At 69.6% G+C, this 13,325-nt stretch carries 10 protein-coding genes; 5 read left to right on the plus strand and 5 right to left on the minus strand.

The genetic code is table 11. The features are described from left to right. Window positions 1-34: 34 nt before the first annotated feature. Window positions 35-2,059, plus strand: a complete 2,025-nt coding sequence (locus HPO96_RS18185) for a HelD family protein (RefSeq protein WP_171674690.1) — start codon at window positions 35-37, stop codon at window positions 2,057-2,059. Here HPO96_RS18185 and HPO96_RS18190 read toward each other — a convergent pair. From HPO96_RS18190 to HPO96_RS18200, 3 genes are read right to left on the minus strand one after another with little or no spacing between them, the layout of a single operon-like run. After that, window positions 2,036-3,424, minus strand: a complete 1,389-nt coding sequence (locus HPO96_RS18190) for a hypothetical protein (RefSeq protein ID WP_171674691.1) — start codon at window positions 3,422-3,424, stop codon at window positions 2,036-2,038. The genes HPO96_RS18185 and HPO96_RS18190 overlap by 24 nt on opposite strands. Beyond that, window positions 3,421-4,431 carry a hypothetical protein gene (locus HPO96_RS18195; protein ID WP_171674692.1) on the minus strand — a complete coding sequence of 337 codons (1,011 nt, stop codon included), beginning with the start codon at window positions 4,429-4,431 and terminating at the stop codon, window positions 3,421-3,423. Before HPO96_RS18195 ends, HPO96_RS18190 begins: the two co-directional genes overlap by 4 nt. 15 nt (window positions 4,432-4,446) lie before the next feature. Next, entirely contained in the window at window positions 4,447-5,637 is a 1,191-nt protein-coding gene (locus HPO96_RS18200) for an MFS transporter (RefSeq protein ID WP_171674693.1), read from the minus strand. 88 nt (window positions 5,638-5,725) lie between these two features. Here HPO96_RS18200 and HPO96_RS18205 point away from each other — a divergent pair, with 88 nt between their 5' ends. The 4 genes from HPO96_RS18205 to tuf all read left to right on the plus strand — a co-directional run bounded on the left by HPO96_RS18205 (window position 5,726) and on the right by tuf (window position 12,331). Next, a complete protein-coding gene (locus HPO96_RS18205; RefSeq protein WP_171674694.1) occupies window positions 5,726-6,037 on the plus strand; it encodes an ArsR/SmtB family transcription factor in 312 nt (103 codons plus the stop codon). A gap of 16 nt (window positions 6,038-6,053) precedes the next feature. Next, on the plus strand, window positions 6,054-8,312 hold the full coding sequence (locus HPO96_RS18210) for an outer membrane protein assembly factor BamB family protein (protein WP_337796702.1): 2,259 nt from the start codon (window positions 6,054-6,056) through the stop codon (window positions 8,310-8,312). 176 nt (window positions 8,313-8,488) lie between these two features. Next, window positions 8,489-10,870 (plus strand): HD domain-containing protein, encoded by a 2,382-nt coding sequence (locus tag HPO96_RS18215; RefSeq protein WP_171674696.1) that lies wholly within the window; start codon window positions 8,489-8,491, stop codon window positions 10,868-10,870. A 273-nt stretch (window positions 10,871-11,143) separates the two neighbouring features. Then, window positions 11,144-12,331 (plus strand): elongation factor Tu, encoded by a 1,188-nt coding sequence (gene tuf, locus HPO96_RS18220; protein ID WP_171674697.1) that lies wholly within the window; start codon window positions 11,144-11,146, stop codon window positions 12,329-12,331. Window positions 12,332-12,347: 16 nt separating this feature from the next. Here the strand turns inward: tuf and HPO96_RS18225 are convergent, their stop codons facing one another. Beyond that, entirely contained in the window at window positions 12,348-12,620 is a 273-nt protein-coding gene (locus HPO96_RS18225) for a DUF4031 domain-containing protein (protein WP_171674698.1), read from the minus strand. Then, window positions 12,617-13,321, minus strand: coding sequence for a copper homeostasis protein CutC (locus tag HPO96_RS18230; RefSeq protein WP_171674699.1), 705 nt, complete (start codon window positions 13,319-13,321; stop codon window positions 12,617-12,619). The genes HPO96_RS18225 and HPO96_RS18230 overlap by 4 nt, the downstream gene beginning before the upstream one ends. Window positions 13,322-13,325 lie beyond the last annotated feature (4 nt).

The following is a 13,325-nucleotide window of genomic DNA, read 5'->3' on the forward strand; positions in this document are numbered from 1 at the left end:
AGCTGGGCCCCCAATCCCTGCCGGAGGATCACTCATGCCCTCAGACGCGTCCGACACCCTCCAGGCCGAGAAGAACTATCTGAAGACCTCCCGCGCAGCGCTGGCCCAGATGCGGGAGAAGACCGGCGCGCTGGAGATCCACAGCGCCGACCGGGTGAACCAGGAGTTCCTCAAGGCCGCGATCTGGCGGCGGATGAAGGAGCTCGAGGACGACCCCGAGGTGCCGCTGTTCTTCGGCCGGCTGGACTACGTCGAGCCCGCGCCGGAGACGTTCCACATCGGACGCCGGCACGTCAACGACGCGCTCGGCGAACCCCTGGTGGTCGACTGGCGCGCCGACATCTCGGTGCCGTTCTACCGGGCCAGCAAGACCGAGCCGATGGGTATCGGCAGCCGCCGCCGCTTCGGCTTCACCCACGGCGAGATGACCGCCTTCGAGGACGAAGACCTCACCTCCACGGCCCCGGCCGAGCAGCACAGCGACATCCTGGACGCCGAGATCGAGCGCCCGCGCTCCGGCCCGATGCGGGACATCGTGGCCACGATCCAGCCCGAGCAGGACGTCATCGTCCGCTCCGGCGTCGAGGACACCATCTGCGTCCAAGGCGCACCCGGCACCGGTAAGACTGCCGTCGGCCTGCACCGCGCGGCGTATCTGCTCTACGCCTACCGGGACCAGCTCAGCCGAGCCGGAGTGCTCGTGGTCGGCCCCAACGCGAGCTTCCTGCGGTACATCGGCGACGTCCTGCCGGCGCTGGGTGAGATCGAGGCCAAACAGACCACAGTCGAGGAGCTGGTCGCCCACGTGCGGGTGAGTGGGCCGGGGAGCGCCGCTGTCGACGTACTGAAGGGCGACGCCCGGATGGCCGAGGTGTTGCACCGAGCCGTGTGGTCGCAGGTGCAGGCGCCCAAGGAGGCGCTGGTCGTTCCGCGCGGCTCACACCGCTGGCGGGTGTCGGCGTACGACGCCGAAGAGCTGGTGGCCGAGCTGCGTACCCGCGGCGTCCGGTACGGCGCCGGCCGCACGATGCTGCCGCAGCGGCTCGCCCACGCCGTGCTGCTCAGGATGGAGGCCGCCGGTGACTCACCCGACGACCGCGTCCAGGACGCCGTCGCCCGCAGCCGTCCGGTCAAGCAGTACGCCGAGGCGCTGTGGCCCGCCGTCGACCCGGCGAAGCTGCTGTTCCGGCTGTTCACCGAGCCGGAGCTGCTCGCCGAGCACGCCGACGGCATCCTGACCGCCGAGGAGCAGCAGCTGCTCGTCTGGGAGAAGGCGCCGCGCTCCGCGGGCGCAGCGAAGTGGTCAGTGGCCGACGCCACGCTGATCGACGAGATCGCCGACCTGGTCGACCGGACGCCGTCGCTCGGCCACGTCGTCCTGGACGAGGCGCAGGACCTGTCGGCCATGCAGCTGCGCGCTGTCGGACGCCGCTGCTCAACCGGATCGATGACTGTGCTCGGTGACATCGCACAGGGGACGACACCGTGGGCCACGCCGTCGTGGAGCGAGGCTCTGAAGCACCTGGGCAAGAGCGGCGCCCACACCGAGGAGCTGACGGCCGGCTTTCGGGTGCCGGGTCAGGTGATCGAGTACGCCGCTCAGCTGCTCCCCGTCATCGCACCGCACCTGACTCCGCCGACCGCCGTCCGACGGGCCCGCGGTGAGCTCAGCATCACCAGAGTCGACGACAGCCTGACCGCCGCGGTGACGACGGTGAGCGAGGTGTCGTCCCGGCCTGGCTCCATCGGTCTGATCGTTCCGGACGCGGTCGTACCGGCCGCCCGGAAGGCGCTGCAAGCGCAGGGGCTCGAGTTCGCCGTCCTCGGCGACGAGGACGACGCCGACGCACACCTGGACGTCGTCCCGGCCTCGTTGGCCAAGGGTCTCGAGTTCGACCACGTCGTCCTCGTCGAGCCGGCCGGCATTGTGGCAGGCGAGGCCGATGAGCGCACCGGCCTCCGCCGCCTGTATGTCTGTCTGACGCGTGCAGTCACCTCGCTGGCCGTTCTGCACCGCGAGGACCTGCCTGCCGTCCTAGAAGCCGCGCGACCCGCCTGAGCGTCGCGAGGACCGGCGCGAGGAGCCGCCGCCGCTGGAGCGGGTCCGCGACGAGAACGACCGCCGCCGCGACCCGCCGCCGTCGTCGTCCGCTGCTGAACCGGCTGACGACATCGACCGGTTGATCGATTCGCCCATCGCGGCCGACATCCGGCCGAAGCGCGACCGGGCGCGCCGCGACTGCCACCGAGCCCGCATCTCGTCACCGGCGCGGCGAGCGCGCTCGTCCGGGAACCACCAGCGGCGGCCGTCGCCCTGCGACCAGTAGCCGTCGATATAGGCGGCCATGTCCTCGCCGTACGTCCAGTACGGGCGCTCTTCGCGCCAGCCGGTCACCATCCGGATCTGCGGCGCCTCGCCAGCCTCGTCACGGCGCTTGCAGGCCGCGCAGACGTCGACCTCGCGCTCGCTACCGGACTCCGGCCGCCAGCTGACCTTGGCCGTGCTGGGCCCGTGGCGCGGGTCGTAGAAGCACGGCGCGGTCGGCTCCGGCATCGGTTGCCCAGCCCGGACTGCGTCGATGCAGACCAGCCCGTAGCGGGCTGAGCCGAGCAGACTGGTCACAGCCTCGATGTCAGCGTCGCCCTTGGCCGCATCCAGTCGGTGCCGCGCCTTCTCGACCGTATCGAGGACATCCTTGGACAGCTTGGCCTGCTGCGGTTCGGACGTCGTCGGCAGCGCGGAAACCTGCTGCGACAGCGCGATGATCTCCTCGTTGAGCAGCGGGCGCGTGTAGGCCAGATGGTCCTTCTCATCCTTACGCCGGGCCCGGACCGCGCCAAAGGTGACGATGCTCCACCACAGTCCGAAGATGCCCGCGATACTGCCCACCCAGGGCGCTGCGTCGATGTAGAACGGCTTGTCGACCACCTGTGCTTGCTCGATGAACCTGGTCAGCATTCGCTCGTAGTCCGGCGCACAACAGTCCACAGCCTGGTCGACTGCGTTGCCCACGTAGTACGTCGGCCCCTTGTCGGCCCGCTGGACGGCGTGGAACCCACGGCCCGCGCTCTGTGATCTCGCATCGACGAGCACGGCGTAGACGCCCTCGACGCCGACCCGGTCGTAGAGCTGGTCGGCGATCTCCTCACCCTCCCAGACCAGACCGGAGTACTTGGTGGTTCTGAGCTTCTCCGCAGGAACTACCGCGATCCGGATCGGCGCTGCCGCGCTCTTGGCCGCAGCGTTCAGTTCTGCGACCTCGGACGCCGACAGCCCACGCACCGCCGGATCCACCCAGACGCCTGGCTCACCCAGCTGCGCAGCGACCTCGTTGAAGTAGTCACCCGGAGCCGAGCTCGCAGCGTGCGCCGGGAGCACCGGAACGACCAGGAGCAGCGCCAGTGCGGCCAGCAGTCGTTTCATCGCTTGCTCCTCGAGAGTCTGTCCTGACACGACTGACAGACGGGCACCTCGCGTGGCTTCCCACCGGGCGGGGTGTACATCCAGTCCGTCACCGAAATGCCATGTGCCGGGTCGAAGAAGCACTGCACCCGTCGGGGCGGCCGGTCCGTGCCCGCAGCGACCGCCTGCGCACAAGCGAGTCGCCAACGGCCGTACTCGACCCGCGCCCGCACATCACGCAGCTCTTCGTCCTCCAGGTCACCGTCGACCACGCGGCTGGCGTCGGCGTACGCATCCATCGCCGCCTGTACGTCTGCCGCGTTGTCCACGCCATCCAGACGCACATCTGCGGCATCCAGTTCCTCGCCGAACCGCGTTACATCCTCCCGAGCCAGCGCCTGCCGCTCGGTCAGCGTGTCCGCCTCGTCCGGGAGGACGGCGTACGACGGCCGGTACAGCGCCGGCCCGGAGTCGCTCCGCGGCCGGGACCGCCACCACCGCAGCACCAGACCGAATGCAGCGAACAGCACGACGAGGAGACCCACCAACCAGAGCCAGCTCGGAGGGCCGCCGGCCGCCTTCGGTACGTCGAGCTGGTCGAGGACTCCGTTGAGTGTGCCGACCGCATCGGACCGGCTGTGCCTGGCCAGCTCCTCAGCGAGGATCTTGTCGATCGGGGTATCCACACCGACCGCACTGCCCCAGGTGATCGCCCCACCGAAGACAACCAGGTAGATACCGTCTGCGGCTTGCTTGTCGACCAGCGCGTCGACGTACGCCCGAGCGGCCGCGGCACTGTTACCACTGCCGTCGTTCAGCACCGCCGCCGGTACGACGGCGATCCGGATCGCCTCGTCATGACCGCCGAGCCGCTCACGCAGCTCTTCCGCGTCCTCGTCCGGCACGAGGGAGCGCTGTGTCGAGTCGACGTACACAGGCGAGGTCTTCCAGCCGTCGACGACCGGAGTGGGGTCAGCCGCTCCGGTCATCGAGGTGGTGAGCACTAGCAGCGCGGCCAAGAGTCGCATGGCCGCTAGCCTGCCCTAGTCGGAGGCCGTTGCCGCCAGAGGCTCCTCGATGTGCTCCAAGTGCTCGATGTCCTCGAGCCCGGGGTTGCGGCGCAGAGTGAAGGTCAGAGCCAGGACGATCAGCGAGAGCAGTGCGGCCAGCGGAGGCAGGTACTGCAGCCCGGCCACGTGGATCACCAGGCCACCGACCACCGCGGACAGCCCGGCGCCCAGGTAGATGGCTGAGGCGTTCAGTGCGATCAACAGACCGCCGCCCAGCTCCAGCAGCAGGTTCTGGATCGGCGGATTGAAGGCCCAGGTGAACATGCCCCAGACGAACAGCGCCACCGCGGCACCCGCCGTACTGCGAGCCGTCAGGTCCAGTGTGCTGACCGTCAGGATGATGCCGATCAGCAGCACGATCAGAGTGCGGATACTGCCGTAGCGGTCCGTGGCGCGACCTCCGAGCAGGTTGCCGACCACAGCACCGACGCCGTACACCAGCAACAGGATGCCCGTGACGTTACCGGTCAGACCGGCAGTCTCCTTGAGCAGCGGCACGATGTAGATGTAGACGCTGAAAGCGCCGAGCACGCCCAGCACGGACATCGTGAGCACGATCTGTACCCGCCGGTCGGCGAGCCCGGCGAACCGCTCGCGCAGCCCGACCACTGCGGGCGCATCAACCTTCGGGAGCGCAGCGCGCTCGACCACGGCGACCAACACTGCGATCACCGCAATCAGCGCGAAGACACCCTTGTAGCCGAGGGTCGGTCCCAACAGACTCCCCGCCGGCACACCCAGCACCAGAGCGAAGGTCAGACCGCCGAACACGACAGCAACCGCTCTACCGCGCTCCTCCGGTGGCAGCAGCCCAGTAGCGAACAGAGTGGCTGCCGGTGTGTAGGCAGCCGCGCCGAACGCAGCCACCACCCGCCCGGCGACCAACACCGGGTAATTGGTCGCCACGGCGGCGATCAGATTGCCCAACGCGGCCAGAACCAGCGCGGCGATCAGGAGCGTCCGCCGCTCCCAGCGCCCGGTCAGTGTGGCCAGAATCGGCGCACCGATCGCGTAGGCCAGGGAGAAGGCGGTGGCGAGCTGACCGGCGGCGGTCAGCGAGACGTGGAGCTCGGAGCTGACATCGGGCAGCACGCCGGACACGACATACGCGCTGGTGCCGACCGCGAACGCACCAGCACCGAGCAGGTAGATCCGTGCGGACATGAGGTCCTTCCCGGGAAGATTCGAATAGTTCGATGAAGATCGTACTACGAAACTCATCGAACTTCGATATCCGTCGTACTATGGACCCATGACCAGGAAACAGCTCCCCCAGCCGGACCGGGCGGAGATCCGCGTCGAGGCGGTCCTGCAGGCCCTCGGCGAGCCGGTCCGGCTGCAGATCGTCCGCGCGCTGGCCGACGCTCCGGAGGGCATCGCCTGCGGAGAGATCGAGCTACCGGTCACACCGTCCACCCGGGCGCACCACCTGCGCACGCTGCGAGAGGCCGGCGTCCTGACGACGCACACCGAAGGCACCCGCCGAATCAGCAGCCTCCGCCGCGACGACCTGGACTCGCTCTACCCGGGCCTGCTCACCGGGGTGCTGTCCGCAGCGCAGTGACTGGCAGACTGTGGCAGTGGTTGAGCTGCGAGCGCGATGGGACGGCGTGGTACCCGCTCCCGGTGAGCTCGCTGACGAGCTGATCACTCGCTACGTCGAACGCAACCGGCGCGCGTACCGCGACCACTACCTCGAGATCGTGCTGGCCGCGCTTGAGCCACTCATCCAGCTGTCCACCGACCCGGCGTCGGTCCGGCTAGCCGCCTGGTTCCACCGGGCCGTCCACGAACCTGGTGGTTCACCGGCCGAGGACGCAGAGGCTTCGGCGCAGCTCGCCGAGCAGCTGCTGCCGCAGTACGGCGTCCAGCCGATCCGCGTCGCCGAGGTGGCCCGACTGGTCCGCCTGACCGGAGATCTGGCCGCTCCACCACCGGACTCCTACGCACCGCCCCGGCGCGACGCGAATGGCGACGTCCTGCTCGACTCGGTCAACGCCATCATGTCCGCGGATCCGGTCCGGTACGCCGTCCACGTCGCCGAGGTACGCCGTGATCTGGGTGAGCGCCGCAGCGTTCTGGAGCATCGGTACGACCACGTCCAGGAGCTGCTCGAAGGGCACCTTTACCGGACTCAGCTCGCCAGGCAGCGACTGGCGCCGGTAGCCCGAGTCAACCTTGAAACCGAGCTGGCCGGCCTCGACAGCGAGCTCCCGGCGCCCTGGCGTGGCTGGCAACAAGCGGCGCTGACCGCGACGGCGACGTTCGGAGCCATCGGAGCGGCAGTCGCCGCCATCGCGGCCTCCGGAGCGTCCTGGCAGATTCCGGCGATCGCCAGTCAGCCCGGCTGGCCACCTGTCGCGCTGGCCGGGTTCGCCTTCTTCAGCGGGCCGGTGCTGTTCCGCTGCGCGCGCAGCTCGAGTCAGCGCGCCGGTCTGATTGCGGGAGTCGTCGTCGCGGTCGCAGTCACCGGCCTGTTGGTCGCCTGGGCGCAGATGCCGCGGACCAACCCAGCGGTCGGCGTCGGTCTCCGAGTGCCACTGCTGATCGCCGCTCTGCTGTTGCTGCTCTTATCCGGCGGGGCTGCGCTCGCTGCGTCACTGCTGCGCACCAGAACGGCCAGGTTCCTGCCCAGCCGGAACCTAGGTCAGCAACTGGCTTGGCTCGCCGTTCCAGGTGTAGTCGCGCTGGCTCTGTTGCTGGTCGTGCAGCCGGTGGCCCGTAACTACGTGCTGAGCTCGAACGAGCGCGTCGACGGTCCGGACAGCGTCGCCGGCAAGGCAGCTCCATCGGTACTCAACGGCGCGGTGGCCTGGGTGAGTAAATCGGTGCGCGGCACCGGAGCCGAGGAGGCGATCGGGACGCAGTACGGGATCGCCGTCCCGCGCCCTGGCGGCGTCGTCGAGATGCTGGACGCCGCCACGGGCGACCTGCGCTGGCGCTACAGCCGCTCCGACTCCGACGAAAAGCCGACCATCGTCGCAACCGGCGACGGCGACTACGTGCTCGCCGAGTTCGCCGACGTCGGCTACCTGCTCCTGGACGCCAACACCGGCCGGCGCAAGGCGGCCTGGTCCGGGCGGACGCGTGACCACCTGATTCAGCAGGCGCAACCACTGCTGACCGGCGAGCGCAGTACGAGCGGAGCGGACAAGCTGCACGGCGTCGATCCGAACGGCGACCAGCGCTGGACCTACGAACCCGGCAAGTGCACCGATCTCGACGCAGTGGCCTCCATGGATACCGTGGTCGCGTTCCTCGGCAACTGCGGGGAGCGCACCGACGAGATGATCGGTCTGGACCTGAAGTCCGGGAAGAAGCTTTGGGCCCGGCCGACCAACGACACCTACCGCCGCCCGGTCGCTGTCGGCGGAGTGGTCGTGGTGGCCGAGCCAGGCGGGGACTCCGACGTACCGGAGGCGCTGACCGCGTTCGACCCGCGGACCGGCACCGTGAAGTGGCGGTGGCCGGTGCCGCAGACCTGGGCTTGCCGCACGCTCCTGAACGCCGCCGGGCGCTATCTGGTCGTGGTGGACTGCCCAGGCCCGAGCACTGTCGAGAACCGCCGCACTGTGGTGACGGCGATCGACTCGAGTACCGGCAAGACCGCCTGGCAGGTCACAGCACCAGTCGGCCCCCGCGCGAAGGTCACGGTGACCTCGGACGGCCGGGTGATCTCGCTGAGCCGCAGCACCGAGGCCTGCTGGGCCAACGTGATCAGCCGCCGCGGCTTCCGGCAGGTGCGGCTGCCGCTCGGCATCTCGTGCAGCCGCGACGCTCATGCCGTCGGCAACCTGGTGCTGACGAGCGGCCCCGACAGTGTGATCGCCTTGCGCTGAACCGGTTCTGCAGCCACGGAGTGTGACCTGGAACGCAACTACAACGGTGCAATTCGATGCCTGGCGCACCAATCGAAGCGGTCAGGTGACGAGGCGATATCGCTTTGGCCACGACCGTCTCCGCGGACCCCTGATCAGCCGCTCGCGGCACGGGTTGGGTGCGAGACTCCCATGCCATGGACCTGCGCGACCAGTGGAATCGCCTGCTGCCGCACGCGCAGCCGTTGGGCGATGATCTGCTGGCTCGTTACGCGGAGCAACATCGGCACTATCACGACCAGCGGCACCTGACCGAGGTGTTACGCACGGTCGACGAGCTGGCCGACGCCGCCGACGACCCGGACACCGTCCGGCTGGCCGCCTGGTTCCACGACGCGATCTACGACCCGCAGGCCGACCCCGGCGAGAATGAAGAGGTCTCGGCGCAGCTGGCCGAGCTGGAGCTGGCGGCGTACGGCGTCGACGCTGCGCAGGTCGAGGAGGTCGGACGGCTGGTCCGGCTGACCGCGAAGCACGACTGCGCGCCCGACGACAAGAACGGCGCCGTCCTCTGCGACGCGGACCTGCGCATCCTCAGCCTGCCCGCGGAGCGGTACGACGAGTACGCGGCCGGCATTCGGCAGGAGTACGCGCACATCAGCGACCGGGACTTCGCCCGCGGCCGCATGTCGTTCTTGCAGGGCCTGGCCGAGACGCCGCTCTACGCAACCGACCGCGGCCATGCCGACTGGGAACAGACCGCCCGCGCCAACTTGGAACGGGAGATCGAGTCCTGGGGCCCTAAGGCGGCCCGGCCGATCGGCGGGCTGATCCCGATCGTGTACTTCGGCGCCGCGCTCGGTGTGGTCGTTGCCGCGTCGGTACTGCTCGGTCGTGGCCTCGGTGCCGCCTCGAAGTGGCCGGCCGACCCGAACGAGGTCACCGGCTTCCCGGTCTGGGCTCCGGTCGCGGGCACGCTGGCGGCGACCGGCCTGGCCTGTGCGTGGTTCCGCCGCGCCCGGCAGAAGCTGTTGGCGATCCCCGCGCTGGTCTTCGCCGTCCTCGGCGTTCTGGGTGTTGGGCTGTGCTGGTGGCACTGGCCGGCCGCACAGCCCGGCGCCGCCATGTCCGAGCGCTGGCCGTATCTGATGCTTGCCTCGATCGCTCTGATCCTGGCTGGCGGCCTGTTGGCGCTTGCGCGTCGACTGCGCCGCGCACCGCCGTACTCGCAGTCGCCGCCGCAGTGGCTTGGTGTTGCCGCCACTGCGGTCTGTGGAGCGCTGCTGGCGTGGATCGTCGTCTCTGCGGGTGAGCCGTTCGTCCAGGCTCGCCTGGAGACCGCCAACACGGTCAGCACGACGACCACCGCCGCGCCCACCCAGCAGCCCGTCCAGCTGGATGGCACCCTGGCCTGGACCCGTGAGGTGCCGGCCGCAGGAGCCATCGCTGGTACGGCCGGTGGTGTCGCCGAACTGCGATCGGACGGCGTGGTCATGTCCGACGCGAACACCGGCCAGATCCGCTGGCGCTACGCGCGGGCGGACGTGAACGACGCCGCCTCGCGCGGTTCGAAGGGCCTTCTCGTCTCGGGTGACGGCCGCATCGTCGCCGCCAACCTCCCCTACGCCGCGTACCGCGCGCCGACCGGGATCGACCTGCCGACGTACGCCGTCCTGAACGCCGTTAGCGGTGAGGTGCTCACCGAGGTCCACACCGACGGCCGCGCGCTCGCAGTCGACCAGAACCAACTGCTGATCGCCGAAGGCAATTACGTCGCCGCGCACGGGGTGAGCAACCCGACGCACTGGCGGACCCGGCTGCGCTGCAACGTGACCCAAGGCGAGCTGATGGGCGACCAGGCGGTCGTGGTCGATGCCTGTGCTGGGAACGGCGCCGTCGTCCGCGGTCTGGACCTGAAGACCGGCGACCAGCGCTGGGAGGTCAAGCTGGGCGACCGCTTCGACCTGAGTGCCGAGCTGGACCCCGAGACCTGGGTCGGTGACCTGGTCGCCGTACCGGACACCCGTGAGGTCGCGGGCCTGATCTGGACGGCGTCCGCGGGCGGCACGCTCTACCAGTGGTCGATCGATGTCGGCGACGGCCGCGTCAGCTGGTCAACGCCAGTACCAGGCACCCCGCGGCCGCGACTCGGCCCGGCGTCCTGTGACGCACAGCTGGCCGCCACCCACACCTCGCTGGTGTTGATCACCTGCCGCAACGCCACCGATCCGACCCAGCCGCAGACGTACGACGTGTCCGCGGCGAGCCCTGCTGACGGCACTCCGCAGTGGCACCACCTGCTGCAGGTGCCCCCGCGGCTGCAGCAGCCGGAGTACGCGCGTGACGGCTTCGCGCTGCTGCCGGACGGCCGAGTGGTCACGCTGATGCCGCAGGTCAACGGCAGCTGCTCACCGGTGATGATCGGCACCGCGGGCATCCAGCCGCATCCGATCCTGCCCGGTGCGAGCGCCAAGTCGGTTGCCCGGTCCGAAGAGGTCACCTGCAACAAGCCCGCCACCACAGTGGCCGGCGCCCGCCCGGTCTTCTCCGACGGCACCCGTCTGTTCGCCCTGAACTGACGCCCCGGGAATTCCGTTGCCCCCGGCACGGTTGATCCCTAACGTGATGAACATGTTCCGCGTGGTTCTCGAGCGTGACCTGTCGGCCCTGGGCCTGACGGGCGCTCCCACGTGGGCTGCGTCAGTCGTCGATAGCCGACCCTCTTCCTGCTGATCAGGACCCGCGGAAGAGGGTGGCCCGAGACCGGCCCCCTCCGCGCGGTGACAGCGCCGGAGGGCCTGCCGGAGGGTCCTGGCTCTCCAGACAAACTTCTGACCAGCAAAGGAACACTCATGGCCAAGAGCCAGTTCGTGCGGACCAAGCCGCACCTCAACATCGGGACGATGGGTCACGTCGACCACGGCAAGACCACCCTCACCGCGGCCATCACCAAGGTGCTCGCCGAGCGCGACCCGGGCGTCAACCGGTTCGTCGCGTTCGACGGTATCGACCGGGCGCCGGAGGAGGTCGCGCGCGGGATCACGATCAACATCTCGCACGTGGAGTACGAGACCGCCACCCGGCACTACGCGCATGTCGACATGCCCGGGCACGCCGACTACGTCAAGAACATGATCACCGGCGCCGCCCAGGTGGACGCCGCGATCCTGGTCGTCTCCGCACAGGACGGCGCCATGCCGCAGACGCGGGAGCACGTGCTGCTCGCGCGCCGCGTCGGTGTGCCGTACCTGGTGGTCGCGCTGAACAAGGCGGACACCGTCGACGACGCCGAGCTGCTCGACCTGGTCGAGCTGGAGGTCCGTGAGCTCCTGACGGAGTACGGCTTCCCGGGCGACGACGTACCGGTGGTGCGCGTCTCCGGCCTGAAGGCGCTGGAGGGCGAGCCGCAGTGGGTCGCTGCGATCGGTGAGCTGCTGGACGCGGTGGACAGCTACGTTCCGACCCCGGAGCGCGAGCTGACCGAGCCGTTCCTGATGCCGATCGAGGGTGTGCTCACGATCAGCGGCCGGGGCACAGTAGTCACCGGTGCGGTCGAGCGCGGCACTCTGCAGGTCGGTGCGGCGGTCGACGTGGTCGGTCTCGGCGAGACCATCAGCAGCACGGCGATCGGGCTGGAGACGTTCGGCAAGACGCTGGACACCGTCCAGGCCGGTGACAACGCGGCGATCCTGCTTCGCGGTGTGAAGCGGGACGAGGTCCGTCGCGGCATGGTGGTCGCGGTCCCCGGCACGGTGCGCCCGCACCGTGCGTTCCGGGCGACGCTGCACGCGCTGTCCACCGCCGAGGGCGGCCGGCACACGCCGTTCGCCGCGGACTACCGCCCCCAGTTCTACTTCCGGACGACAGACGTCTCCGGCGGTATCGACCTCGGCACGATCACACAGGTCATGCCGGGTGACACGGTCGACCTGACCGTGGAGCTGGTGAAGCCGATCGCGATGAACGTCGGCCTCGGTTTCGCGGTCCGCGAAGGCGGTCACACCGTCGCCGCGGGCACCGTCACCGAACTGCTCGACTGAGCAACAGCCCCCAACCTCACTCGGTTGGGGGCTGTCTCGTTTTGCGGTGCCGCAGGCCTGCTGCGGTGATGCGGCGGACCAGCTCGCGACTGGACACCGGTACGGCGCCGGCGGCGACCAGGTCGTCGTAGCGGTCGCTGGGGACGTCGTAGTGGTCGCGGTCGAAGCCGCGGGTCGGAATCCCGGCCGCCTTGGCGAAGGCGTGCAACTCCTCGTGTGACTCGTCGCTGACCAGATGCGACCAGAGCCGGTCCCAGGCGGACCAGGCGGGCGGGTCGATGAGGATCATCCGCGAGAGTCCTGCGCGTCGAGCAGGTTGCGCCACGACCGGACGAAACGGGAGTTCACGTAGGCCTTCGTCCAGGAGCCGTCCTGACGGACCGACGAGCCGACGTGGAACCGGCGTACACCGGACTGGTAGAGCCACGGCACATGCTCGGGTTTGAGCGCACCGCCGGCCATCATGACGCCCGCCACCGCCGGATCGGCCTTGGCCAGCTTGCACAGATCGTCCAGACCGTGGCCGACGCCCAGCGCGGAGCCGGCGGTCAGAACGCAGTCCAAGCCGGGGAGCGTGCGCAGGGCCCGCCAAGCCGGCGCTTGCTCGAGCACTGCGTCGATCGCGCGGTGGAACGTCCAGGGCGTGCCGGAGAACGTGCTGACCAGTGCAGCCACCGACTCGACGTCGACGAGGTTGTCCGGGGTCAGGAATCCGAGGACGAAGCCGTCCGCACCCGCGGCGAGGTAGGACTGCGCCTGCGCGGTCATCCGGTTCAGCTCGGCGCCGTTCGTGGTGAACGAGTCGGAAAGCCGCAGCATCACCCGCAGCGGCAGATCGGTCGCGCGGCGGATCGCACTGACCGTGGACACCGACGGCGAGAGGCCGTCGGCCTCCATCGACGCGCACAGCTCCAGCCGGTCCGCCCCGCCCTCCTGCGCCGCCTCGGCATCCGCCGGGTGCAGCGCGATCACCTCCAGCAACGAAGCCATGGCG

It is taken from the genome of Kribbella sandramycini (assembly GCF_013131805.1).
Taxonomy (GTDB): Bacteria; Actinomycetota; Actinomycetes; order Propionibacteriales; family Kribbellaceae; genus Kribbella; species Kribbella sandramycini.